The organism is Aeromicrobium endophyticum, assembly GCF_003586285.1.
Lineage (GTDB): Bacteria > Actinomycetota > Actinomycetes > Propionibacteriales > Nocardioidaceae > Aeromicrobium > Aeromicrobium endophyticum.
Window position 1 is genome coordinate 1,372,947 of the sequence record NZ_QUBR01000001.1, and the last position, 22,818, is coordinate 1,395,764.

At 71.3% G+C, this 22,818-nt stretch carries 22 protein-coding genes and 1 pseudogene; 16 read left to right on the forward strand and 7 right to left on the reverse strand.

The genetic code is table 11. The features are described from left to right. Nucleotides 1-74: 74 nt before the first annotated feature. The 3 genes from DX116_RS06705 to DX116_RS06715 all read left to right on the forward strand — a co-directional run bounded on the left by DX116_RS06705 (nucleotide 75) and on the right by DX116_RS06715 (nucleotide 3,820). Nucleotides 75-1,457, forward strand: coding sequence for a methyltransferase domain-containing protein (locus DX116_RS06705; RefSeq protein WP_119703361.1), 1,383 nt, complete (start codon nucleotides 75-77; stop codon nucleotides 1,455-1,457). 117 nt (nucleotides 1,458-1,574) lie between these two features. After that, a complete protein-coding gene (locus tag DX116_RS06710) occupies nucleotides 1,575-3,047 on the forward strand; it encodes an ABC transporter substrate-binding protein/permease (protein ID WP_119703362.1) in 1,473 nt (490 codons plus the stop codon). Then, nucleotides 3,044-3,820: an amino acid ABC transporter ATP-binding protein gene (locus tag DX116_RS06715; protein WP_119703363.1), complete on the forward strand. Its 777-nt coding sequence runs from the start codon at nucleotides 3,044-3,046 to the stop codon at nucleotides 3,818-3,820. Before DX116_RS06710 ends, DX116_RS06715 begins: the two co-directional genes overlap by 4 nt. A gap of 20 nt (nucleotides 3,821-3,840) precedes the next feature. Here the strand turns inward: DX116_RS06715 and DX116_RS06720 are convergent, their stop codons facing one another. Both DX116_RS06720 and DX116_RS06725 read right to left on the reverse strand, forming a co-directional pair. Further along, nucleotides 3,841-4,698 carry a hypothetical protein gene (locus DX116_RS06720; protein WP_119703364.1) on the reverse strand — a complete coding sequence of 286 codons (858 nt, stop codon included), beginning with the start codon at nucleotides 4,696-4,698 and terminating at the stop codon, nucleotides 3,841-3,843. Between the two features lie 97 nt (nucleotides 4,699-4,795). Then, the gene (locus tag DX116_RS06725; RefSeq protein ID WP_119703365.1) at nucleotides 4,796-5,590 is read right to left on the reverse strand and encodes a hypothetical protein; all 795 of its coding nucleotides are present in this window, start codon (nucleotides 5,588-5,590) and stop codon (nucleotides 4,796-4,798) included. 176 nt (nucleotides 5,591-5,766) lie between these two features. On the opposite strand from DX116_RS06725, the gene DX116_RS06730 reads away from it, so the two are divergent. Together DX116_RS06730 and DX116_RS06735 are read left to right on the forward strand one after the other, a co-directional pair. Continuing rightward, nucleotides 5,767-7,878, forward strand: a complete 2,112-nt coding sequence (locus DX116_RS06730) for a HelD family protein (protein WP_119703366.1) — start codon at nucleotides 5,767-5,769, stop codon at nucleotides 7,876-7,878. Between the two features lie 23 nt (nucleotides 7,879-7,901). Continuing rightward, nucleotides 7,902-9,491: a metallophosphoesterase family protein gene (locus DX116_RS06735; RefSeq protein ID WP_119703367.1), complete on the forward strand. Its 1,590-nt coding sequence runs from the start codon at nucleotides 7,902-7,904 to the stop codon at nucleotides 9,489-9,491. Between the two features lie 10 nt (nucleotides 9,492-9,501). On the opposite strand, the gene DX116_RS06740 is transcribed toward DX116_RS06735, so the two are convergent. Genes DX116_RS06740 through DX116_RS06750 form a run of 3 tightly spaced genes read right to left on the reverse strand, consistent with a single transcriptional unit; the run spans nucleotide 9,502 to nucleotide 11,266 of the window. Further along, nucleotides 9,502-10,713 carry an ArgE/DapE family deacylase gene (locus DX116_RS06740; protein ID WP_119703368.1) on the reverse strand — a complete coding sequence of 404 codons (1,212 nt, stop codon included), beginning with the start codon at nucleotides 10,711-10,713 and terminating at the stop codon, nucleotides 9,502-9,504. After that, nucleotides 10,692-11,066 carry a type II toxin-antitoxin system death-on-curing family toxin gene (locus tag DX116_RS06745; RefSeq protein WP_119703369.1) on the reverse strand — a complete coding sequence of 125 codons (375 nt, stop codon included), beginning with the start codon at nucleotides 11,064-11,066 and terminating at the stop codon, nucleotides 10,692-10,694. Before DX116_RS06745 ends, DX116_RS06740 begins: the two co-directional genes overlap by 22 nt. Next, nucleotides 11,063-11,266 (reverse strand): ribbon-helix-helix protein, CopG family, encoded by a 204-nt coding sequence (locus DX116_RS06750; protein ID WP_119703370.1) that lies wholly within the window; start codon nucleotides 11,264-11,266, stop codon nucleotides 11,063-11,065. Before DX116_RS06750 ends, DX116_RS06745 begins: the two co-directional genes overlap by 4 nt. A gap of 219 nt (nucleotides 11,267-11,485) precedes the next feature. Here DX116_RS06750 and DX116_RS06755 point away from each other — a divergent pair, with 219 nt between their 5' ends. The 3 genes from DX116_RS06755 to DX116_RS06765 are packed head-to-tail and all read left to right on the forward strand — an operon-like array spanning nucleotide 11,486 to nucleotide 14,546. After that, complete coding sequence (locus DX116_RS06755; protein WP_119703371.1) at nucleotides 11,486-13,405, forward strand: anthranilate synthase family protein; 1,920 nt, start codon at nucleotides 11,486-11,488, stop codon at nucleotides 13,403-13,405. After that, complete coding sequence (locus DX116_RS06760; protein ID WP_119703372.1) at nucleotides 13,402-13,833, forward strand: DUF3293 domain-containing protein; 432 nt, start codon at nucleotides 13,402-13,404, stop codon at nucleotides 13,831-13,833. The genes DX116_RS06755 and DX116_RS06760 overlap by 4 nt, the downstream gene beginning before the upstream one ends. 23 nt (nucleotides 13,834-13,856) lie before the next feature. Continuing rightward, nucleotides 13,857-14,546, forward strand: a complete 690-nt coding sequence (locus tag DX116_RS06765; RefSeq protein ID WP_233556589.1) for an aspartate/glutamate racemase family protein — start codon at nucleotides 13,857-13,859, stop codon at nucleotides 14,544-14,546. On the opposite strand, the gene DX116_RS06770 is transcribed toward DX116_RS06765, so the two are convergent. Beyond that, on the reverse strand, nucleotides 14,527-14,730 hold the full coding sequence (locus tag DX116_RS06770; RefSeq protein ID WP_119703374.1) for a hypervirulence associated TUDOR domain-containing protein: 204 nt from the start codon (nucleotides 14,728-14,730) through the stop codon (nucleotides 14,527-14,529). The genes DX116_RS06765 and DX116_RS06770 overlap by 20 nt on opposite strands. A gap of 62 nt (nucleotides 14,731-14,792) precedes the next feature. Between DX116_RS06770 and DX116_RS06775 the strand changes: the two are divergent. Next, nucleotides 14,793-15,182, forward strand: a pseudogene (locus DX116_RS06775) (nucleotidyltransferase domain-containing protein); the annotation flags it as partial. A gap of 176 nt (nucleotides 15,183-15,358) precedes the next feature. Here the strand turns inward: DX116_RS06775 and mftR are convergent. Further along, nucleotides 15,359-15,949 carry a mycofactocin system transcriptional regulator gene (gene mftR / locus DX116_RS06780; protein ID WP_233556590.1) on the reverse strand — a complete coding sequence of 197 codons (591 nt, stop codon included), beginning with the start codon at nucleotides 15,947-15,949 and terminating at the stop codon, nucleotides 15,359-15,361. Nucleotides 15,950-16,078: 129 nt separating this feature from the next. Between mftR and mftA the strand changes: the two genes are divergently transcribed. Genes mftA through DX116_RS06815 form a run of 7 tightly spaced genes read left to right on the forward strand, consistent with a single transcriptional unit; the run spans nucleotide 16,079 to nucleotide 22,727 of the window. Then, nucleotides 16,079-16,192 carry a mycofactocin precursor MftA gene (gene mftA, locus DX116_RS06785; protein WP_119703376.1) on the forward strand — a complete coding sequence of 38 codons (114 nt, stop codon included), beginning with the start codon at nucleotides 16,079-16,081 and terminating at the stop codon, nucleotides 16,190-16,192. 10 nt (nucleotides 16,193-16,202) lie between these two features. Continuing rightward, on the forward strand, nucleotides 16,203-16,517 hold the full coding sequence (gene mftB / locus DX116_RS06790) for a mycofactocin biosynthesis chaperone MftB (protein WP_119703377.1): 315 nt from the start codon (nucleotides 16,203-16,205) through the stop codon (nucleotides 16,515-16,517). Then, a complete protein-coding gene (gene mftC, locus DX116_RS06795; protein ID WP_119703378.1) occupies nucleotides 16,514-17,779 on the forward strand; it encodes a mycofactocin radical SAM maturase in 1,266 nt (421 codons plus the stop codon). The genes mftB and mftC overlap by 4 nt, the downstream gene beginning before the upstream one ends. Before the next feature lie 20 nt (nucleotides 17,780-17,799). Beyond that, a complete protein-coding gene (gene mftD / locus DX116_RS06800; protein WP_119703379.1) occupies nucleotides 17,800-19,047 on the forward strand; it encodes a pre-mycofactocin synthase MftD in 1,248 nt (415 codons plus the stop codon). Nucleotide 19,048: 1 nt separating this feature from the next. After that, nucleotides 19,049-19,762, forward strand: coding sequence for a mycofactocin biosynthesis peptidyl-dipeptidase MftE (mftE, locus tag DX116_RS06805; protein ID WP_119703380.1), 714 nt, complete (start codon nucleotides 19,049-19,051; stop codon nucleotides 19,760-19,762). Continuing rightward, nucleotides 19,759-21,150 (forward strand): mycofactocin biosynthesis glycosyltransferase MftF, encoded by a 1,392-nt coding sequence (gene mftF, locus DX116_RS06810; RefSeq protein WP_119703381.1) that lies wholly within the window; start codon nucleotides 19,759-19,761, stop codon nucleotides 21,148-21,150. The genes mftE and mftF overlap by 4 nt, the downstream gene beginning before the upstream one ends. After that, a complete protein-coding gene (locus DX116_RS06815) occupies nucleotides 21,147-22,727 on the forward strand; it encodes a GMC family oxidoreductase (RefSeq protein ID WP_119704168.1) in 1,581 nt (526 codons plus the stop codon). The genes mftF and DX116_RS06815 overlap by 4 nt, the downstream gene beginning before the upstream one ends. The last annotated feature ends 91 nt before the right edge of the window (nucleotides 22,728-22,818 follow it).

The window sequence follows — 22,818 nt, forward strand, 5'->3', positions numbered from 1 at the left end:
TGGGCCCTCGTCATGCCTGCGGGAGCGGGCGCTGCGACCGGGATAGGGATGCCGCAGCCGATATAGTCGCGGCCATGGCTTCCCCTCTGTCCAGGCTTCGCAGCCGGCTGTCCTCGTCGCCGGCTCCCGCGCCGGCACCCGCCGTCAAGCAGGCCCGCCAGTACGGGCCGTACGGCGTCGCCGGACGTCTGCTGCGCGAGGTCGGCGACCACCCGCGGGGTGAGGGGACGATCGACCGCGAGGGCGACGACCCCACCGAGGTCGCTGCGGTCCGCGCCGGCTGGCTGCTGCTCGACGCCTACGAGCGGATGACCCGGCGCGGCGCCGACCGCGTGTTCGGCCACGAGCTCGACGCGTGGCACGCCTACGCCGACACCCTCGCCGAGCTCGAGTACACGCTGCCCGACGGCCGCGAGCTGAAGCCCGAGAACCGCAAGAACCGCCTGCGGTTCCGGCGCACGGTCGACTTCGCGCGCGAGGGCGAGGTCGTCTTCGACGTCGGCTTCGGCCACGGGCTGCTCGCCGCGTCGCTCATCAAGGACCGCGGCATCAAGAAGTACTTCGGCATCGACATCATCGACCGCTACATCCCCACGGCGACCGGTCTGTTCGCGGTCAACGGCCTCGCCCCCGAGACGCTCGAGCTCGAGGCGCAGGACCTCTACACCCTGACGCGCGAGCGCATCGCGGCCACCGGCGCGACGCTGGTCATCTGCTGCGAGGTGCTCGAGCACGTCCCCGACGCCGAGCTGGCCCTCAAGACCCTGGCCGACGCCCTGCCCGAGGGTGCCGACCTGCTCTTCTCGGTGCCGATGCACGGACGCATCGAGGGCGCGTGGGGCCACGTCTCGGTCTTCGACGTCGACCGGCTGAAGGGCATGCTCGACGGCGCAGGCCTCTACGCCCACCACGTCGAGCCGCTCGCCAACGCCTGGTCGATCGTCGTGGCGTCGCGCGACCCCGCGCCGTCACGGCGGGTGCGCGAGGCCACCGGACGTCCGCCCGAGCGCGTGTCCCGGCCCCTGTCGGCCCACCGCGACTACGTCTACCTCGCCGGGGACGACTTCACGGCCGTCGGCCCGTCCACGGTCGAGCGCCAGTCCGACCAGACGGCGCGGTGGCAGTTCTCCAGCGGCGGGGGCTACACCTTCGCGGTGGACGGTCTCGAGAGCCTGCGGCTGTGGTTCAACCCCGTCGACGCCGACCAGGTCTCCCGGATGGTCGCCACGGCCTACGCCGGCGACACGAAGGTCGGCCACTGGGCCTGGAAGCGCAAGGACGGCCAGATGAGCGATGGGGTCGTCCTCTCGACGGCGCTGCGTGCGGGCGAGGTCGGCCTGCACTTCATCGGCGACCAGAACGACGACGCCGTCACCGCCGACCGCATCGAGGTGCTGGGTCGTGTCGAGGGCGGCGGACGGGCCGAGATCGAGATCGGCGTCGCGTACCTGCCTTGACGTCGCCGGCCGCCGCGCCGTCCCAGATGGCGGAGATGCGCCGGGTCGCCGTGCGCGACGGCTAGCATCCCCCTACCGTCGAAGCACCGATGCTCCGGCCGTCACGAGGGGGAACCGATGCGCCACGCACTCCGAGTGCTCGCGCTGCTGATGCTCGTCCTGGTCGTGACGCCCTCCGGTGCCGCGGTCGCGGCCCAGGACGACCGCCCGGTCGTCCGCGTGGGCACGGAGGGCACGTACCCGCCGTTCTCGTTCCACGAGTCCGACACCAACAAGCTGACGGGCTACGACGTCGAGGTCATCAAGGCCGTGGCCAAGAAGGCCGGCTGGCGACTGCAGTTCGTCGAGACCACCTTCGACGCGATCTTCGCCGCCCTCGAGGCCGGACGCATCGACGTCATCGCCAACCAGGTCACCGACAACCCCGAGCGCGCCGCACGGTACGGGTTGTCCGACACCTACACGTACTCGCGCGGCGTGATCGTGGTCAAGAAGGGCGAGAAGGGCATCACGAAGCTCTCCGACCTCAAGGGCAAGACCACCGCGCAGTCGCTGACGACCAACTACGCCGAGCTGGCGCGCAAGGCCGGAGCCAAGGTCGAGGGCGTCGAGGGCTTCGCCCAGGCCGCCGCGCTGGTCGTGCAGGGCCGCGTCGACGCTCTCATCAACGACAACCTCGCTGCGCTCGACTACCTCAACACGACGGGCACCGACAAGATCGAGATCGCCGGCAACGCCGGCGACGAGGTCAGCGAGCAGAAGCTCGCCTTCCGCAAGGACGACACGCAGCTGCTGCAGCAGGCCGACGACGCCCTGGCGGCGCTGAAGGCCGACGGCACCTTGGCCAAGATCTCGAAGAAGTACTTCAAGATCGACGTCTCGGTCGAGAACTCCGGTGAGGCCGACCTGTCCGGCGGCCGGGCCGTCCGCAGCGACGCCCAGATCGTCAAGGACTCCGCGTGGCCGATGCTGCAGAAGCTGCTGATCGCCACGATCCCCATCACGATCGTGAGCTTCGCCGTCGGTCTGGTGCTGGCGGTGGCCGCCGCCCTGGCCAACATCTCGGGCAGCCGCGTGCTGCGCGGGATCGCCCGGACGTACATCTCGGTCATCCGCGGCACGCCGCTGCTGGTGCAGCTGTTCATCGTGTTCTACGGCCTGCCCGAGATCGGCATCGACCTGCCGTCGTGGCCCGCGGCGGTGCTGGCCCTGAGCCTCAACGTCGGCGGCTACGCGGCCGAGATCGTCCGGTCGGCGATCCTGTCGGTCCCCAAGGGCCAGTTCGAGGCGGCCGCGACGATCGGCATGGGCTACTGGCAGACCCTGCGGCGCATCGTCTTCCCGCAGGCCGCGCGCACGGCCGTGCCGCCGTTGTCGAACACCCTCATCTCGCTGCTCAAGGACACGTCGCTGCTGTCGGTCGTGCTGGTGACCGAGCTGTTCCGTCAGGCCCAGATCGCCGCCTCGGCGGCCCAGGTGTTCTTCCCGCTGTACCTCCTGGCCGCCCTGTACTACTGGGTCGTGTGCGCCGCGCTCGCGGCGGGCCAAGGACGGATCGAGACCCGACTGAACAGGTTCGTGGCCAGATGACCGACACCTCCCGACCCCTCGTCGCCGTCACGGGCCTGACCAAGGCCTTCGGCGACAACCACGTCCTGCGAGGTGTCGACTTCGCCGCGTCGTCGGGCACGACGACCGCGGTGCTCGGCCCGTCGGGCTCGGGCAAGACGACGCTGCTGCGCGCGCTGAACGTGCTGGAGACCCCCGACGCCGGTCTCGTGCGCATCGGCGACGTCGAGATCGACTTCGCCACGCTGCCGGCGGGCAAGAAGGCGCGCGCCGAGACGTCCCGGCTGCGGGCCCAGAGCGGCATGGTCTTCCAGTCGCACAACCTCTTCCCGCACAAGACCGTGCTCGAGAACGTCATCGAGGGTCCGGTCCAGGTGCAGAAGCGTCCGGTCGACGAGGCCGTCGCCGATGCGCGTCAGCTGCTGGAGCAGGTCGGTCTGTCGGAGAAGGCCGACCAGCACCCCTTCGAGCTGTCGGGCGGTCAGCAGCAGCGCGTGGGCATCGCCCGGGCGCTGGCCCTGCGACCCGAGGTCGTCCTGTTCGACGAGCCGACGTCTGCGCTCGACCCCGAGCTGGTCGGCGAGGTGCTGGCGGTCATCAAGGACCTCGCGTCGCAGGGGTGGACGACCGTCATCGTGACGCACGAGATCCGTTTCGCCGAGCAGGTGGCCGACCAGGTGCTGTTCATCGACGGCGGCGTCGTGGTCGAGCACGGCACCAGCGCCCAGGTCATTGGTGACCCGTCCGAGGAGCGCACTCGTCAGTTCCTGCGCCGGATCCTCGACATCGGCTAGCCCGGGCCAGCACGAACGCCTCAGCGGTAGGGCGTGGTGCGTCCCGGGTAGGTGCACGACGCCTTCGGGTTGCCGAGCACGAAGCGCGCGACCGGCGCACCGTTGGCCTCGTCGACCGCCGGTGCCGACACGACCAGGGGCAGGTCGGGGCTGAGCGTCTCGGACACCGAGCGCGACGGCTCCCAGAAACCTCCGCGGTCGAGGTTGATGCGGGCCAGCTCGCGACCGCCCTGCGAGACCACGGCCGTTCCCTCCGACGCGCGGGACAGTCGCGAGAGGCCGATCTTCATGTTGAAGCGCCAGCACGCGAAGCCGCTGATGTCGAAGACCGCACTGCCACCGCTGGCGATCGCGTACGACATCCCCCAGTAGGAGCCGGACGAGGTCAGCTCGCGGTCGGCCCGACCGACGAGGCGCCGTGCCGGGTCGGGGTTGCTCGCGTCGTCGCGGTAGAAGCGGTCGAGCAGGGGCCACTCGTAGACGCCCACGACGATCGACTTGGTGCGGCCCTTCACACGTCCGCTCGAGCTCTTGACGATGTCGATGCGGTACTGACCGCCCTCGGCCGGGGCGAACTTCTTGCTGAAGCGGCCCTTCGAGGTGAGCTTGGCCGATCCCAGCGAGCGCTTGCCACCGTTGGCGGTGTGCAAGTTGGTCGCGTACAGGCGCACCTTCTTGCCCTTGAGCTTGACGCCCTTGGCCTTGACCCGCCCGACGATGTTGGTGGTGCGGTTGCCACCGGTGCTCGAGTCGAGGTCCATCTTGCGGTTGTCGGCGTGGGCGCCGATCGAGAAGTGGCGGGGCGTCTTGGCCTCCGCCGGGCTGACGAGGGCCAGGGACATGCCCGTGGCGACGACAGCGATCAGGACCTTGCGCACGACGGCACCTCCGAGACGGGACTTAGGTCCCAACACTAGTGGCGGGCCGCCGTGCGCGGCGCCGAACCGGACGATTCGATCGTCCGGTTCGATGGGGTCAACGCACCGCGGCCGTGCGGGTCGGGTAGGTGCAGGCCGCCTTGGGGTTGCCCAGCACGAAGCTCGTGCCCGACACGCTCACGACGACCGGCTGGCCGGCGCGCATGCGCTTGGACTCGGTCTTGGTGGGCTCGACGAACCGGTCGCCCCTCGAGAGGGTGCCCTCCTTAATCGTGCGGGTGCCCTGGGTGATGCGGTAGCTGCCCGTGCCGCCGACGCGATCGGCCACGCCGATCTTGAAGTTGATGCGGAAGCACGAGAAGCCCTGCGTCGCGAACGTCGCCGAGGAGCCGGCCGGGATCTCGTACCCCGTCGACCAGTACTGGCCGCCGACCGTGCCCGTCTTGTCGGGCCGCGTCACGCCCTCGCCGCCGGCATAGAAGTAGGCCAGGTTGACGAACTTGAAGACGTACACGCGAGTGAGGTCCTGCCCGGCGCGCTTGCCGTTGCCCGACTTCTTGACGACCTTGATGCGGTAGCTGCCGCCGTCCTTCGGCTTCCACTTCTTGTCGAAGCGACCGGACGACGAGAGCTTGTCGGAGCCGATGTAGCGGTACTTCTGGTTGCGGGCGCTGGTGTTGCTCGCGTAGAAGTACACCTTCTTGCCCGCGACCTTGCCGCCCTTGACCTTGCCCTTGATGTGCGGGCTGCGGTTGCTGCCGTCGTGGGAGGTCAGGTCGAGCTTGTTGTCGCTGACGCCGGCGGAGACGCGGTACTTCGACGCGGCCTCGGCCGAGGTCATGGGCGCCGCGACGAGGGCGATGGTGGCGAGTGCTGCAAGTGTCTTGCGCATGGGTTCACCTCAGGTTGTGGGTCTTTGGTCCTGTTTCGACCGTACGGCGCTATGTCGGGGGCTGCCACCTCAGCGTGGGCGGCGTCACGCCGCGGACGTCTGTGTGCGGAACGTCCGAGCCAGGTCATAGACTTGTGAGTTCTCTGGGGAGCGAAACTGGGGAGCGAAGGAGTGGGGTGAGCTCAGACAACGCGGCACAGCGCGAGATCGAGGCCGAGCAGTCGTACGTCGACATGGTCTACGAGCGTCTCGACGCCTCCGCCAAGGTCGCCCAGTCGCTCGTGGTCGAGGGCATGGCCCGAGGTCACGTCGGCAACGAGGGCGGTCTCGTCGAGCGCGACGCCATGGTCTTCCAGGCGCAGCGACGTCTCTCGGCGCTCAACGCCGCCCACGACGGCCTGGTCTTCGGCCGGCTCACGATGATCGACGGCGACTCCCGCTACATCGGACGCATCGGCGTCCGCGACGCCGACCGCGAGATCCTGCTGGTCGACTGGCGTGCCCCGGCGGCCGCGATCTTCTACCAGGCCACGGCTCAGGAGCCGGCCGGCGTCGTCCGCCGCCGGGTGCTCCGCTGCTCCAACGACCAGGTCATCGGCGTCGAGGACGACCTGCTCGACGGCGAGAACGCTCCCGACGACCTCGTCGTCATCGGCGAGGGCGCGCTGCTCGCCAGCCTCACGCGGGCCCGCGACAGCACGATGCACTCGGTCGTGGCCACGATCCAGAAGGAGCAGGACGAGGCCATCCGCGCCCCCAGCCGGGGTGCCACCACGATCGGCGGCGGCCCGGGCACGGGCAAGACCGTCGTGGCGCTGCACCGCGCGGCCTACCTGCTCTACACCGATCGGCGCCGCTTCGAGTCCGGTGGCGTGCTGGTCGTCGGGCCGTCCAACGTCTTCATGAGCTACATCGAGCGGGTGCTGCCCAGCCTCGGCGAGACCAGCGTGACGCTGCGCTCGCTCGGCGAGGTCGTCGACGGCATCCGGGCCGGCCGGCACGACGAGCCGGTCGCCGCCGCGGCCAAGGGGTCGTCGCGCATGACGGGCTTCCTGGCCAAGGCCGCCGCCGCCCCGATGCCCGGTGCGCCCACGGAGTTCCGCTACTTCTTCAAGGACGACGTGCTGCGCCTCGACGCCGCCCAGCTCGACAAGCTGCGCCGTCAGCTGCTGGCCGGCGCCAAGCGCAACCGCGCCTACGCCCAGGCGCCGGCGGTGCTCGTCGAGGCCCTGTGGCGCCAGGTGCGCGGCGAGCGCGCGCTCGAGAAGGGCCGCGACGACTTCGTCGAGATCGTCACGACCGACGACCGGTTCGTCGACTTCGTCGAGCAGTGGTGGCCGCCGGTCGAGCCGATCGAGATCTGGCGCACCCTCCCTGACGTCATCGACCGCCTCTCGCAGGGCACGTTCAGCCGCGTCGAGGTCGAGGCGCTCAAGGCGTCCTGGGCCGCGAGCGAGCCCAGCATCCAGGACGTCCCGCTGGTCGACGAGCTGCGCTACCTCGTGGGTGAGCTGCCCGAGGCCACCGACGACGAGGATGAGGCCCCCAAGCAGCTCATGAGCTTCGAGCGTCGCGAGCGCGAGGAGCGGGTCGACCGGTTCCGGTCGACCCAGAGCATCGAGGACGATGGTTTCGCGCACGTGCTGGTCGACGAGGCGCAAGATCTCTCGCCGATGCAGTGGCGCATGCTCGGACGTCGCGGCCGTCACGCCAGCTGGACGATCGTGGGCGACGAGGCTCAGTCGTCGTGGCCGCACCCGCGCGAGTCGGCGGCTGCCCGCAAGGCCGCGCTCGACGGCAAGCCCGAGCACGCCTTCCGGCTGTCGACCAACTACCGCAACTCCGCCGAGATCTACGAGCTCGCCGCCAAGGTCGCCGCCGTCGGCGTCGCTGATCCCGATCTCGCCGACGCGGTGCGCCGTACCGGCGAGGAGCCCCGGCAGCACGTGGTCGAGCCGGGCTCGCTGGTCGACGCCGCCCGCGACGCGGCTCGCGACATCCTCGGGCGGGTCGAGGGAACCGTCGCCGTGGTGGCGCCGCGGGCGTCCGTCGAGCGTCTCCGCGCCGACCTGACCGATCTCGTCGCCGAGCACGACGGGCGGTTGAGGGTGCTCGACGGCCTCGACACCAAGGGGCTGGAGTTCGACGGCGTCGTGGTCGTCGAGCCCGACGGCATCACCGACGAGTCCAGCGCCGGCTGGCGGACGCTCTACGTCGTCCTCACCCGTGCCACCCAGCTGCTCACCACGGTGGGCACCACCGAGCGCTGGAGGCAGCGGATCTCGTGAGGCGACTCGGCACGGTCCTGGGAGTGCTCGCCGTCGTCCTGGTCGTCGCGGTCCCCACCGCGTGGGCCATGTTCCTGCAGAGCGAGCGCTACCTCGTCATCGGGGCCCACGACGCAACCGTCCGGCCGGCCACCGACGGTCATGCGACGCTCGACTTCGGGGCCCTCCTGCCGCAGGTGCGGGTGCCTGTCGACGTGCCCGGGGGCATCGGGGTGGCGATCGATCTCGGCGACAGCCAGGGCGCCGGGCTCGAGGAGATGCTGGCCCGCGACGCGGTCATCGCGAGCCAGCCCGACGGCGAGATCCGGGCCGTGCGCTCCGCGATGATCGGCATGGGCGTGTCGGCGGCCCTGCGCGGCCTCGGCCTCGGACTGCTCGCCGGCACGGCGGCGGTGCTGGTCTGGACGGCGGTGGGGTCACGTCGTCGTGGCGAGCTGCGGGCCCGCGTCGTCCGTCCCACGCGCCGCACCCTCGTGACCGGCTCGGCCACGGCCCTCGTGGTCGTCGGTGCTGCCGTGCTGGTGGTCGTGCCGGGCGACGACGGACGACCGAGCAAGCAGTGGGTGTCGCTCACCCGCGAGTTCCCCGAGCTGCCGGTCGACAACGCCGGCCTGCGCACGATCGAGCTGGCGCAGGGATCGGCCACCAGCTCGAGCCGCGCCCTCGTCGAGGGCGCCCTCTACCTCTACCGCGACTCGGTCAGCTTCTACGAGGCGCTCGACGAGAACGCCCGCAACGCCCAGCTGCGCACGCCCCAGGACGGCGAGACCACGGCACTCGTCGTCACCGACCGCCACGACAACATCGGCATGGACCCGGTCACCCGCACGATCGCCGACCGGGCGCAGGCGCGCCTGCTGATCGACCTCGGCGACGACACGGGCCAGGGCGCGTCGTGGGAGTCGTTCAGCATCAACTCGCTCGCCCGCGAGTTCGACGGCTTCGAGACCGTCGCGGTCGCCGGCAACCACGACACCGACGCGGTGGCCGAGCAGATGGCCGACAAGGGGTTCACGGTGCTGCGCGGCAAGCCCGTCACGGTGGGCGGCGTGCGGTTCCTCGGTGCCAGCGACCCCCGCGGCACCAAGCTCACGGGCTACACCGAGGACGCCAAGACCCGCAACGGCGGCCTGGCCGACCAAGACACGTCGCTGCGCGACGCCGCCTGCAAGGCCGATGCGGCCGGTGAGAGGGTCGGCGTGCTGGCCGTCCACTCGTGGGCGTCGGGCAGCGAGGTCGCGGCCAGCGGGTGCGTCGACCTCGTCCTCACCGGCCACCTGCACTACCAGGTCGGGCCGAAGGCGATCGTCGGTCCGGGGGGCTCCACCACGACGCGGCTCACCACCGGCACCACGGGCGGCGCGGTGCTGCCGATCGCGCTCGGCAGCAGCCTGCGGCGCCAGGCGCAGGTCTCGGTCGTGACCTTCGACGCCGAGGGGGTGCCGGTCGGCGTCCAGGTGGTCTCGTTCAACCCGTCCAAGACGATCGAGGTCGGCGAGTACGTGAGCCTGCCGATGCCGGCGGCCGGCGCCGAGCCCGCCAACCCCGATCCCGTCGAGGACCCGAGCGCCCAGGAGACCGACCAGCCCGAGCAGCTGCCCTCCGCGCCCTGACCTGACCGGGTCAGCGGCAGCGGGCGACGATCAGCTCGGCGTAGGCCGTCGCGCACGCCACGACCTCGGCGATGCTGACGCTCTCGTCGACGGCGTGGGCGTCGGCGATGTCGCCGGGTCCGTACTGGACGGTCGGGATGCCAGCCGTGGCGTACTGACGCAGGTCGGAGCCGTACGGCGCGCCCACCAGGTCGGGCAGGGGCTGGCCGGCGGACACGACCGCGGTGGCGACCTGGTCGCCGAACGGCTCGCCCTGCGGCAGGCGTCCGGCGGCGAACCGGCCGCCGGGCCAGGTGACGACGGGCGGGTGCTCGGCCAGCCACGTGTCGGCCTCGGCGACCCGCTGGACGGCCTGCTCGAAGGCGGCCTCGGCGTCGGCGAACGACTCACCCGGCATGACGCCGTAGCGCCCCTCGGCGACGAGCCGGTCGGGCACCGTGCTGGCCCAGTCGCCCGCGCACACGATGCCGACGCTGATGGGCCACGGCAGCGACCCGAACGGCTCGGGCGGTGCCTGGTTGCGGACGTCCTCGAGCTCGGCGAGCGCCGCGTGGATGACTTCGAAGGCGCTGATCGCACTGTGCCCGGTGGCGCGCATCGAGCCGTGCGTCGAGCGTCCCTGCACCTCGATGCGGAACGTCAGCGAGCCGGCGTTGGCCGCCACGACCCGGCCGGCCGTGGGCTCGGCGATGATGCATGCGTCGCCGGTGTGCCCGCGGCGCAGCGTGCCGAACGTGCCGATGCCGCCGTCCTCCTCGCCGACGACGCTGTGCACCGCGAAGGGGCGGGACAGCTCGAGGTCGCTGACGGCTCGGGCCGCCGCGATGATCGCGACGACGCCGCCCTTCATGTCGCAGACGCCACGGCCGAACCACCGGTCGTCGACCTCGCGGACGTGCCACGGATCGGAGTTGGTCCACGAGTCGGGCTCGCCGGGCGGCACGACGTCGACGTGGCCGTTGAGGATCAGGGCCGGGGTGCCCTCGCCGGAGGTGCCGACGACGCCCCAGGCCTCGGCGCGCTCGACCTCCTCGCCCGGGTACTCGGGATCGGCCCGCAGCGCGTCGAGGTCGAGCCTCCACTGGTCGACGTCGAGCCCGAGCCCCGTCAGCGTCGCGGCGCACCAGCGCTGCACGGCGACCTCGGCATCGGATCCACCGGTGCTGGGGATGTTGACGAGCTGGGCCAGGTCGCGCCTGATCAGGTCGACGTCGATGTCCATGCCGCCAGTCTGGCAGCCGACTCCTGGTAGCTCATGGCCCCCGTCGAGACCGCGATGACGAGGTCGTAGGCGGGATCCTCGGGGGCGTCCAGACTGATGCCGTTGAGGCCGTAGAAGGCGAACACCGACAGCCAGCCGAGCCGCTTGTTGCCGTCGATCAGCGGGTGGTTGCGCACGATGGACTCGAGCAGCACAGCCGCTTTCTCGTCGATCGTGGGATAGGCGTCGTCGCCGAACACGGTCGTTCGAGGTCGCTGAGCGGCGGAATCGAGAAGACCGACGTCGCGCACCGCCTGAAGCCCAGCCACGTCGACGATCGACAGCAGGTTGTCGAGCGTGAGGTACGCAATCACTGTGCGAGTCGGTCGAGCAGCGGGCCGTACCGTTCGATCGCCTCGCGCGTCAGTCTGCGCACGTCTGCATCGCTGCTGACGCGAGCTGCACTCTCGCGGATGGCTCGCAGGGCGGCCTCGTTCTTGCTGATGCCCTGAGCAGCGGCCAAGGCGGTCAGCTCGGCGTCCTGCTCGTCGTCGAGTCGCAACGTCATGCTCATGACTCAACGGTATCGCCGTGATACCACGCGGACAAGGCTCACTGGGGTCTCAGGCGCTGCGCTAGGCTCCTGCCATGTCGACTCCTCGCCAGACCTGGTGGCGCCGCCCGTAGCGGTGGCCTGTCGACTCGTTGTGCCCAGACCGCCTCGCGCCGGCTCTGGGCATCGTTGTCTCACGACGCTCCTCGTCCGGCCGGGGCACGAACCGAAGGACCTGACATGACCGCCCTCGACGCCAATCCCCTCGAGGCCAACCCGCTCGAGGAGCTGCTCGCCCAGCCGGCGTTCGCGCTCATCCGCGTGCGCGAGTCCGACACCGTCACGATGGTCGGCGGCCCCCGCACCGACCTCGACGTGCTGGCCGACGTCCCGCTCAAGACCGGCCCCGGCCGCGCGTGGGACCACCTCGTGCTGGTGCCCTACGCGCAGGCCCGCGAGCGCGGCTTCGAGGCGCACCAGGACGGCACGCCGCTGTCGGCGATCGAGATCCAGCACAGCGCCGAGGTGCCACTGGCCGACCTGCTCGAGCTGCTGCCCGACGTGCCGGTCGAGTTCACCGACCGCGGCGGCTTCGAGACGTCCGACGAGGAGTACGCCGGCATCGTCCGGCAGATCATCGACGACGAGATCGGCCAGGGCGAGGGCGCCAACCTCGTGATCGGCCGGCACTACCGGGCGCAGGTGGCCGACTGGGGCCACGACGCGGCGCTGACGGTGTTCCGCCGGCTGCTCGAGCGCGAGCGCGGCGCGTTCTGGACGTTCCTGATCTTCACCGGCGACCGCTACCTCATCGGGGCGAGCCCCGAGCGGCACGTCAGCCTCGAGGCCGGCCAGGTGCGGATGAACCCCATCAGCGGCACCTTCCGCATGCGCGGCCTCGAGACCCACGCCGATCGCAAGCGCGAGCTGCTGACCTTCCTGCAGGACGAGAAGGAGATCTACGAGCTCTTCATGGTCGTCGACGAAGAGCTCAAGATGATGTGCGACATCTGCCACGAGGGCGGGCTCGTGCTGGGCCCCTACCTCAAGCCGATGACGCACCTCGTCCACACCGAGTACCTGCTGGCTGGCCGCACGCACCGCGACGTCCGCGAGGTGCTGCGTGATTCGATGTTCGCCGCGACCGTCACGGGCAGCCCCGTCGAGAACGCCTGCCGCCTGATCAAGCAGTACGAGCCGCAGGGGCGCGGCTACTACGCCTCGGTCGCGGCCCTGATCGGGCGCGACGAGCAGGGCGAACAGCTCGCCGACGCGCCCATCCTGATCCGCACGGCCGATGTCGACCTCGCCGGCAACCTCAAGGTCACGGCCGGCGCGACGCTCGTGCGCGACTCCGACGCCGAGTACGAGACGACCGAGACGTGGGCCAAGGCCGGCGGCATCCTGAGCGCCTTCGGCCTCGTCGACTCCGCTCCGGCGCTCGACGCGTCACGCGAGTCGCACGCGTGGGACGCCTTCACCCGTGAGGACGAGGTCATCATCGCCCTCGGCTCGCGCAACCAGCGGCTCAGCCAGTTCTGGCTGACCGACCAGTCGGGCGCCGCCCCGGTGCCGTCGCTGGTGGGCAAGCGCGTCGTGGTCGTCGACGGCGAGGACGACTTCGTCAACATGTTGTCGCACGTGTTCGGCGTTCTCGGCATGACGACCGACATCGTCCGCCACGACGCGCCGGCCCTGCATCAGCCGGACGCGCTCGACGGCTACGACCTCGTCGTGGTGGGCCCCGGCCCAGGTGACCCGCGCGACGTCGACGACCCCAAGATGGCGACGCTGCACGGGGTGGTGCGGGGCCTGCTCGACGACGAGCGGCCGTTCCTCGCGGTGTGCCTGGGTCACCAGACCCTCAGCCACCAGATCGGTCTCGACCTCGTGTTCAAGGACATCGTCTTCCAGGGCACGCAGAGCCGGTTGACGGTGCTCGACCGGCCCGAGACCGTCGGCTTCTACAACACCTTCGTCGCCCGGGTGCCCGCGTCGGGGCTGCCCGACGGGGTGACGGTCGAGACCGACCCGGCGACCGGCGACGTCCACCTCGTCGCGGGGCCCCACTACCGCGGGGTGCAGTTCCACGCCGAGTCGATCCTGACGCAGAACGGCTTCGGCATCCTGCGCGACCTGGTCACCGACCTGGTCGGATGAGCGACGAGCTGCTCGCGGCCTACCGCGCTACGCGGTACGCCGTGCTCGACGTCGACGGGGGCATGCTCGCGGAGGCGCGTATCGGCGAGCACCGTCCGGACGTCGACGCGGTGCTGGATGCCCACGGGGCGACCTCGGGCGTCTTCATCACGGCCTGGAACCCGCGCAGCGCCCCGACCCACGACGATGTCAACGCCGACGCTCACGCGCGCATGGCGGGGCTGTTCGCCGCGCGGGGCTTCGTGGCGCTGCCGCACGCGGGCTTCGGCGAGGACCCGGCCTGGCGCGCCGAGCACGGCTTCTTCGTGCTCGACCTGCCCGAGCAGGCGGCGCTACGGCTCGCGGTCGAGTTCGCGCAGAACGCCGTGGTCGTGGTGCGTCGCGGTGAGTCGGCGCAGCTGGTGCTCTCGGACGTGATGAAGCCATGAGGACGATCGGCATGATCGGCGGGATGAGCTGGGTGAGCACCGCGCACTACTACCGGCTGGCCAACGAGCTGGTGGCCGAGCGGCTCGGCGGTCTGCACTCGGCCCGGATCGTGCTGGAGTCGGTCGACTTCGCCGAGGTCGAGGCGCTCAAGGCGGCTGGCACGTGGGACCAGGTCGGTGACCTGCTCGCGACGGCCGCCGTCCGCCTCGAGCGCGCGGGCGCCGACCTGCTGGTGCTCTGCACCAACACGATGCACCACGTGTCCGCCGCGATCGAGGAGGCGGCCACGGTGCCGCTCGTGCACATCGCCGATGCGACGGCCGATGCCGTCATCGCCGCAGGTGTCGACCGGGTCGGCCTGCTCGGCACGGCCTTCACGATGGAGCAGGGCTTCTACGTCGACCGCCTGGCGGCACGCGGCGTCGACGTCGTCGTGCCGGTGGCGGACGACCGCGCCCGCGTGAGCGCGATCATCTACGACGAGCTGTGCCACGGTGTGGTCACGCCCGCGTCCCGGGCCGTCTACCTCGACGTCGTGGACCGTCTGGTGGCTCGCGGGGCCCGCGGAGTCGTCCTCGGCTGCACCGAGATCGAGCTGCTGATCGGCGCGGCCGATCTGCCTGTGCCGGCGTTCGCCACGACGTCGATCCACGTCCGTGCTGCGGTCGATCGAGCCCTTGCGGGCCCGGACCTCAGCCCTTCAGGACGTTGAGCGCCGACGCGGCGTGGGCGGCCTTCGCGCCGGTCTTGTCGCTCTCGACGACGAACTTCGGCTCGTCGTCCGATGCCGTGAACTTCTGCTTCGCGAGCTGGAAGTCCTTGGTCTTCTTCTCGACGATCTTGCCCTGAGTGCGGCCCTGGGGCGTGTCCCAGCTGACCTTGTCACCGATCTTCATGCGTCCATCGTGCGTCCTCGCCGGTGCCACCGCACGCGGAGGGTTGTCGCTACGTTGAACACATGCGCGCCATCCCCGACACCTTCGACCCACAGGTGGTGGATCGCATCGACGAACGGCTCGACGGAGTCGAGTCGAGCCACGGCGTGAACATCCCGTGGGCGATCGAGAGCGGTAGTCGTGCCTGGGGATTCCCGTCGCCCGACAGTGACTACGACTGCCGCTTCTTCTACGTGCGCAGCGAGGACGCGTATCTCACGCCGTGGCTGCCGCGGGACGTGATCGAGACTCCCCTTGACGCGGTATACGACGTCAACGGCTGGGACGTCCGCAAGGCAGTCGAGCTGGTGGCCAGGGGCAACGCCGTCGCTGTGGAGTGGCTCAGATCGCCCCACGTCTACCGCGGCGACCCTGCCTTCCGGGCGGACCTGATCGCCCTCGCCGACGACATCGCCGATCGGTCGGCCATCCGCCTTCTTGACCCACCGCTGTCGCGACTGATCCTGAGCCCTTCCGGCTGTCAGGACAACCCATGTGTCGTGAGATCCGGGACCCTTGCGATTGTCCTCGATGCGTTTCGGCCGTCAGGACGACCGGGATGCAGAAAGATCGGTCTCCGGCACGCGATTCAGCGCAGGTGGTCGCGCAGGCCGGTCATCGCCGAGTCGATGAGCTCGAGCAGGTCGGCGTCGTCGTGCGCCAGCCAGAACTCGTACGCCGACAGGGCCAGGGCCAGGCTGACGTGCCCGACCGTGACGGGCAACAGGTCGCCCGGATCGAGGCTCAGGCGAGCTGCGACGTGCTCGGCGATGACGGCGCGCCACTGCGCGTAGCGGAGCACCGAGTGCGCCTGCAGCGCCGGCGTCGACAGGATCAGGCCCATGCGTCTGCGGTGCTGGGCCGCGGCCTCGGGACCGAAGTCGTTGAACCGGAGCACGGCGCGGTGGACGCTCTCGTGCAGCGGCAGGTCGATCGGCGTGTCGGCGAGGATCGCGCGGAAGTGGTCGAGGCTGTCGGTGAACCGCCCCCACGGGATGTCGTTCTTGGACTCGAAGTAGCGGAACAGCGTGCGACGGCCGACGCCCACGGCCTCCGCGATCGCCTCGACCGTGGTGTCGGCGAAGCCTCGCTCGTCGAACAGGCGGAACGCGGCCTCCTCGATCTGCTCGTGGGTCGTCGCTCCCGGACGGCCGAGAGCTGGGCGGGTTCGCTGGTCCACCGGGGCAACGTACCAAGGCCGCGTTCTGACCCCGATTGTTAACAGTAGGCAAAAGATGCTTGAAGAGTCTCGACTTTTGGCCCTGAGTGTCATTAAGGTGTGTCGCACACCACTAACCGAGGAGTGCCCATGAGCATCGATGCCCCCACCACCGAGGTCACCGCCCCCGAGACCGACACCACCGTCACCGCCGAGTCGCTGATCGAGGAAGTCTCGATCGACGGCATGTGCGGCGTCTACTGAGTCGCCGACCATGACGACGACCGACCAGATGCTCGCCGAGGCGTGGGACCTGTCCCCGGCCGTGGCGCTGCGCCCCGAGCCCTTCGGCGCGATGGCGTACCACTTCGGCAACCGCAAGCTGACGTTCCTCAAGCGCATGCAGCTGGTCGACGTCGTCCGCGGCCTCGCCGCCCACCCCGATGTCCGGTCGACCCTGCAGTCGGTGGGCGTGGCCGAGGCCCAGTGGCCCGGCTACGTCGCCGCGCTGCAGGGTCTGGCCGCCACCGACATGATCCGTCCCCGCGCGACCGACCAGGCCCGCTCCGTCCAAGAAGGTGCCGCATGACCATCCTCGAGACCCGTCCCGTCGTCGCCCGTCCCGAGGGCGGCAGCCTCATCGAGCAGTTCGAGCTGGGCCTGGACGCACCGATCTGCCTGACGTGGGAGCTGACCTACGCCTGCAACCTCGAGTGCGCCCACTGCCTGTCGTCGTCGGGACGCCGCGACCCCCGCGAGCTCAGCACCGAGCAGTGCAAGGCCGTCATCGACGAGCTGCAGCGCATGCAGGTCTTCTACGTCAACATCGGCGGCGGCGAGCCGACGATCCGTCCCGACTTCTGGGAGCTGCTCGACTACGCCGTCTCGCACGACGTGGGAGTGAAGTTCTCGACCAACGGCGTGCGGCTCAACCCCGAGCGGGCCCGCTTCCTGGCCTCGACCGACTACGTCGACGTGCAGATCTCGCTCGACGGCGCGACGCCCGAGGTCAACGACTACGTGCGCGGTCCCGGCTCGTTCGACACTGCCATCACCGCCCTGGCGAACCTGCAGGACGCCGGCTTCAAGGACGCCAAGATCTCGGTCGTCTGCACGCGACAGAACATCGGGCAGCTCGACGAGTTCAAGGCCATCGCCGACCAGTACGGCGCGACGCTGCGCCTCACGCGCCTGCGTCCGTCGGGCCGCGGCGCCGACGTCTGGGACGAGCTGCACCCCCTGCCCGAGCAGCAGCGCGAGCTCTACGACTGGCTGGTCGCCAACGGCGAGAACGTGCTGACGGGTGACTCGTTCTTCCACCTGTCGGCCTTCGGCGTCGCCGACGGCGGCAGCGCGCTCCCTGGCCTCAACCTGTGCGGCGCCGGCCGCGTCGTGTGCCTGATCGACCCGATCGGTGACGTCTACGCGTGCCCGTTCGCGATCCACGACAACTTCCTGGCCGGCAACGTCCTGGCCGACGGCGGCTTCGAGACGGTGTGGCAGCGCTCCGAGCTGTTCACCGAGCTGCGGTCGCCGCAGACCTCCGGTGCCTGCACGAGCTGCGCGTTCTTCGACGCGTGCCGCGGTGGCTGCATGGCCGCCAAGTTCTTCACCGGCCTGCCGCTCGACGGCCCCGACCCCGAGTGCGTCCGGGGCTTCGGCGAGGACGCCCTCGCCTCGGGCGACCGCGTGCTGCCGCCGCAGGGCAAGGACCACTCCAAGGCCAACCCCACCCGCAACCAGCCGGTGATGCTGACCCTCTCGCGCCGCGACGACGCCCTCGCCGTCCAGGCGACGAAGCCGCCGGTGTCGGCGTGCGCCGAGAACCCCCTCGCCGGCTTCACCCTCTAGCACCAGGAACGAGAACCCTCATGTCGAAGAATCCCTGGGCCCAGAACCCCTGGTTCGAGTCCGTCGCCGTCGCCCAGCGCCGCGCCAAGAAGCGCCTCCCGTCGTCCGTCTACGGCGCCTTGGTCGCCGGGTCGGAGCGCGGTCAGTCGACCGCCGACAACGAAGCAGCCTTCATGGAGCTCGGCTTCGCCCCGCACGTCGCCGGCCACCAGCCCGAGCGGTCGATGGCCACGACCGTGATGGGCCAGCCGATCTCGCTGCCCGTCATCATGTCGCCGACCGGCGTGCAGGCGGTGCACCCGGACGGTGAGGTCGCCGTGGCCCGCGCGGCCGCCTCGCGCGGCACGGTGATCGGGCTCAGCAACTTCGCCTCCCGCTCGGTCGAGGAGGTCGTCGCGGCGAACCCGCAGACGTTCTTCCAGATGTACTGGACCGGCGAGCGGGACGTCATGATCCAGCGCATGGAGCGCGCGCACGCCGCCGGAGCGCTCGGACTCATCGCGACGCTCGACTGGTCGTTCTCGATGGGCCGCGACTGGGGAAGCCCCGAGATCCCCGAGAAGGTCGACTTCAAGACCGCGGTCAAGTTCGCTCCGCAGGTGATCCGCAAGCCGCGGTGGCTCGCGTCGTTCGCCCGCGACCTCCCCGACCTCACCTCGCCCAACCTCGCCGCCCCCGGTCAGGCCAAGGGGCCGACGTTCTTCGGTGCCTACTACGAGTGGATGACCACTCCGCCTCCCACGTGGGACGACGTGCAGTGGATGACCGAGCAGTGGCAGCAGATGAGCGGTCGGCCGTTCATGCTCAAGGGCGTCTGCCGCGTCGACGACGCCCGCCGCGCGGTCGACCTGGGCGTCGACGCCATCTCGGTGTCGAACCACGGCGGTAACAACCTCGACGGCACCCCGGCCCCGATCCGCACGCTCCCGGCGGTGGCCGACGCGGTCGGCGACCAGATCGAGGTGCTGCTCGACGGCGGCATCCGCCGCGGCAGCGACGTCGTCAAGGCCGTCGCGATGGGCGCCCGGGCCGTCATGATCGGCCGCGCCTACCTGTGGGGCCTCGCGGCCAACGGCGAGGCGGGTGTCGGCAACGTCCTCGACATCCTGCGCAGCGGCATCGACTCGTCGCTGCTGGGCATGGGCCTGTCGTCGATCGACCAGCTGAACCGCGACCTGCTCGTCATCCCCGACGGCTTCGAGCGTCACCTCGGTGCAGCTGTCACCTCCGCCGTCCCGGACGACGTCGCGGCGACGGCGACCGCCTGACATGAGCCGCCTCGCCGACGCCACGTGGGCGGAGCTGCCCGACCGGCCGACGGTGCTGGTGCCGGTCGGCTCGATCGAGCAGCACGGCCCGCACCTGCCGCTCGACACCGACACGGCGATCGCCGAGGCGGTCGCCCGCGGCGCGGCGGACGCCGTGGGCGGCGACGTGCTGGTCGCCCCGGCCCTGTCGTACGGGTCCAGCGGCGAGCACCAGGCCTTCGCGGGCACGTGCTCGATCGGCACCGAGGTGCTGCAGCAGGTCGTCGTCGAGCTGGTCCGGTCGCTGCGCACCTGGGCCGGCCGGATCGTCCTGGTCAACGCGCACGGGGGCAACCTGATGGCGCTGACGGCCGCGGTCGTCCAGATGCGCGACGAGGGCCACGACGTCGCCTGGGTGCCGTGCGCCACCGAGGACGTCGACCTGCACGCGGGCCTCACCGAGACGTCGCTGATGCTGCACCTGCGTCCCGGATCGGTGCGGCTCGACCGCGCCGAGCCGGGTGACACCCGGCCGCTCGGCGAGATCCTGCCGCTGCTGATGCAGGGCGGGGTGGCTGCCGTGTCGGCCAACGGCGTGCTCGGCGACCCGACGGGCGCGAGTGCGTCCCGCGGGGCCGAGGTGCTGGCGACGATGATCGGTCAGACGGTCGACGCGCTGGCGGCGGGCGTCGTCGACGCCCGGGGCAGGATCGGGCTCGTCGAGCGGACCCCGTGAGCGTCGGGCAGGCCGCCGACCTGGCGTCGGCCCTGCCGACGGGCTTCGTCGTCCGACTGCACGACGACGTCGTGATGGGCCCGGTGGTGCGCCGCGGAACGCGGGTGCTGCGCCTGTCGGCCACGGCCCGCGGGCTGATGACGTCCCGCTCCCTCACGGTGCTCGACCCCGTCGGTGCCGTGCTGGCCGGACGCCTGCTCGACCTCGACCTCGCGGTTCCCGTGCTCGCCGGCCACGCGGTCGACGTCGCCGCGCTCACCGACCTGACGGTGGTGGTGCCGGTGCGCGACCGGACGTCGGGCGTCGATCGGTTGCTGGCGTCGTTGCGTCCCGCCGTGCGCTGCATCGTGGTCGACGACGCCTCCCGCGACTCGCGAGCGCTGGCCGAGGTCGTCGCGCGGCACGGCGCCGAGCTGGTGCGGCGAAACGTCAACGGCGGACCGTCCGCGGCACGCAACGACGGTCTGCGACGCGTGTCGACGCCGCTCGTGGCCTTCGTCGACTCCGACGTCGAGGTCACCCCGCACGCGCTGGCCGGGCTGGTGGCGCACACGACCGACCCGGGTCTGGCCGCCGTCGCGGCGCGCGTGCGATCGCGCGGCGGACGCCGGTGGTTCGAGCGGTACGAGGACGCCCGCGGCTCGCTCGACCTCGGGCCCGTGCCGGCCACGGTGCGGCCGTGGTCGTCGGTGTCGTACGTGCCCACGGCCTGTCTCGTCGCGCGGGTCGCGGCCCTCGGTGACGGCTTCGACGAGGCCATGACCAGCGGCGAGGACGTCGATCTCGTGTGGCGCCTGCGCGGTGCCGGCTGGCGCGTGCGCCACGCCGGCGACGTCGTGGCCTGGCACCGAGGGCGTACGACGCTGACGGCCTGGGCGGGACGCAAGGCGTTCTACGGCACGAGCGCGGCGGCGCTCTCGCGCCGTCACGGCGAGCTGGTCACGCCGGCGGTGCTCACCCCGGAGGCTGCCGCGCTGATCGGCGCAGCCCTGGTGCAGCGCCGCTGGTCGACGGCCCTCGCGGTCGCGGTGGTCGCGCGCATGCTGGCCGCGGCACCGGACGACCTGTCGCCGGTCGGCCGGGTCGCCGTGGTGGCGGGCTCGGTGCGCACGACGTCGGGTCAGGCCTCGGCGCTGGCGCTCCGGCACTGGTGGCCGATCGCTGCAGCGGCGTGCGCGACGTCCCGGCGGGCACGGCGTCTCGTCGCGGTGGCGGCGGTGGCCGATGCGGCGCTCGCCCGGGCGCGGGCCGACACCACGCTCGACCCCGTGAGGTTCGCGGCCGCGCGACGACTCGACGACCTCGCCTACGGCGCGGGGGTCTGGCTCGGTGCCGCGCGCGACCGCTCGGCCCGCTGCCTCGTGCCGCAGTGGATCCGGTCGCCATGACCTACGACGTCATCGTGGTGGGCGCGGGCGCGGCCGGGTGCGTCCTGGCCTCGCGGCTGTCGGCCGATCCCTCGGTCGAGGTGCTCCTGGTCGAGGACGGCGGACGTGGTCGCGACCCGCTGCTGTCGGTGCCGAGAGCCTTCTACGCGACGCTCCGATCGACGCGGCACACCCGCACCTACCCGACGCTCGCATCGTCCGGCGTGCCGGCGGAGGGCTGGGTCCGCGGGCGTGGTCTCGGCGGCTCCACGTCGGTCAACGGGCTGATGTGGGTGCGTGGCGCGCGGCCCGACTTCGAGGCGCTCGAGCAGGCAGGCGGACCCGGCTGGGGTCCGGACGCGTTCCTGCGCGCGTACCAGGCCATCGAGGACCACCAGCTGGGGGCGTCGGCGACGCGGGGTGCCGGAGGCCCCGTGCACGTCTCGGTGCCGTCGGTGCCCGACGCCGTCACCGACGCGGTCCTCGCCGGTGGCCTCTCGGTGGGGCTTTGCGAGGTCGACGACTTCAACGACTCCGACGACGAGCGCATCGGGCGGGCCCCCGCCACGATCCGCCGCGGCCGCAGGGTCAGCGCCGCCAGCGCCTTCCTGGCACCGGCGCGGGCACGGCCCAACCTCACGATCGCCACGCACGCCCGCGCCGTGCGGGTCGTGGTCGAGCGCGGCCGTGCCGTGGGGGTCGAGATGATGCGTGGGCAGCATGTCGAGGTGGTCCAGGCCCGGCGCGAGGTCGTGCTGTCGGCCGGGACCATCGAGACGCCGCTGCTGCTGGAGCGATCCGGCATCGGCCCCGCGCCGGTGCTCGCGGCCGCCGGTGTGCCGCTGGTGCTCGACCGCCCGCGCGTGGGGGAGGGGGTCGTCGAGCAGCGGACCGTCAGCATGCAGGTGCGGTTCGCCGATCGTCGGGGGCTGACGGAGCGCCTCAACACCCGGCGCGGTCTCGCCCGCGAGGCACTGGCGTACCTCGCGACCCGCCGCGGCCCGATCGCGTCGAGCGGCTACGACGTCGTCAGCGCGTTCCGGTCCGATCCGCTCAGCACGCGACCTGACGCGCAGGGCGTCTGGGTGCCGGTGGCGCTCGACGAGACGTCCGATCGCATGCGGCTCGCCCCGTACTCGGGGCTGCTCTTCACGGGATGGGCGATCCGTCCGACCACTCCCAGCTCGATCCACCTCGCACCTGGCGGAACCGGGCACGAGATCACGGCGCGCTACCTGCAGGATGCTGCCGAGCGGGCGACGACCGGCGGCATCCTGGCGCACGCCCGGGCCGTCATCGAGGCGTCGGGCCTGGCGCCGGCGGTGCAGGCCGAGGTGTTCCCCGGTGCCGGCGTCTCGACGCCCGACGAGGTCGTCGCCCATGCTCGCGCGCACGGCAGCGGCATCTACCACGCGGTCGGCTCGTGCGCGATGGGTCCGCACGACGACGCCGTCGTCGACGCCGACCTGCGGGTGCGGGGCGTGGACGGGCTGCGGGTCGTCGACGCATCGGTGCTGCCCCACCAGGTGTCGGGCAACTCGGCCGCGCCCGTCATGGCGCTGGCCTGGATCGCCGCCGACCGGATCGCGAAGCCCTGACCGCTCGCCGGCATTTAAACTGTTGACAGTTGACAGCGAACGGCGTCACAATGAGTTATCCGCGGTCGTGTCCCGAGCGCGGCGGCCGCGG

What these genes read in the sequence shown, in the direction of transcription:
- DX116_RS06740 (WP_119703368.1), bottom strand. Translation starts at nt 10,713, where the DNA reads ATGGACATCGACGTCGACCTGATCAGGCGCGACCTGGCCCAGCTCGTC.
- DX116_RS06715 (WP_119703363.1), top strand. Translation starts at nt 3,044, where the DNA reads ATGACCGACACCTCCCGACCCCTCGTCGCCGTCACGGGCCTGACCAAG.
- DX116_RS06750 (WP_119703370.1), bottom strand. Translation starts at nt 11,266, where the DNA reads ATGAGCATGACGTTGCGACTCGACGACGAGCAGGACGCCGAGCTGACC.
- mftA (WP_119703376.1), top strand. Translation starts at nt 16,079, where the DNA reads ATGAGCATCGATGCCCCCACCACCGAGGTCACCGCCCCCGAGACCGAC.
- mftB (WP_119703377.1), top strand. Translation starts at nt 16,203, where the DNA reads ATGACGACGACCGACCAGATGCTCGCCGAGGCGTGGGACCTGTCCCCG.
- DX116_RS06760 (WP_119703372.1), top strand. Translation starts at nt 13,402, where the DNA reads ATGAGCGACGAGCTGCTCGCGGCCTACCGCGCTACGCGGTACGCCGTG.
- mftE (WP_119703380.1), top strand. Translation starts at nt 19,049, where the DNA reads ATGAGCCGCCTCGCCGACGCCACGTGGGCGGAGCTGCCCGACCGGCCG.
- mftD (WP_119703379.1), top strand. Translation starts at nt 17,800, where the DNA reads ATGTCGAAGAATCCCTGGGCCCAGAACCCCTGGTTCGAGTCCGTCGCC.
- DX116_RS06755 (WP_119703371.1), top strand. Translation starts at nt 11,486, where the DNA reads ATGACCGCCCTCGACGCCAATCCCCTCGAGGCCAACCCGCTCGAGGAG.
- DX116_RS06710 (WP_119703362.1), top strand. Translation starts at nt 1,575, where the DNA reads ATGCGCCACGCACTCCGAGTGCTCGCGCTGCTGATGCTCGTCCTGGTC.
- mftC (WP_119703378.1), top strand. Translation starts at nt 16,514, where the DNA reads ATGACCATCCTCGAGACCCGTCCCGTCGTCGCCCGTCCCGAGGGCGGC.
- DX116_RS06815 (WP_119704168.1), top strand. Translation starts at nt 21,147, where the DNA reads ATGACCTACGACGTCATCGTGGTGGGCGCGGGCGCGGCCGGGTGCGTC.
- DX116_RS06705 (WP_119703361.1), top strand. Translation starts at nt 75, where the DNA reads ATGGCTTCCCCTCTGTCCAGGCTTCGCAGCCGGCTGTCCTCGTCGCCG.
- DX116_RS06725 (WP_119703365.1), bottom strand. Translation starts at nt 5,590, where the DNA reads ATGCGCAAGACACTTGCAGCACTCGCCACCATCGCCCTCGTCGCGGCG.
- DX116_RS06765 (WP_233556589.1), top strand. Translation starts at nt 13,857, where the DNA reads ATGAGCTGGGTGAGCACCGCGCACTACTACCGGCTGGCCAACGAGCTG.
- DX116_RS06770 (WP_119703374.1), bottom strand. Translation starts at nt 14,730, where the DNA reads ATGAAGATCGGTGACAAGGTCAGCTGGGACACGCCCCAGGGCCGCACT.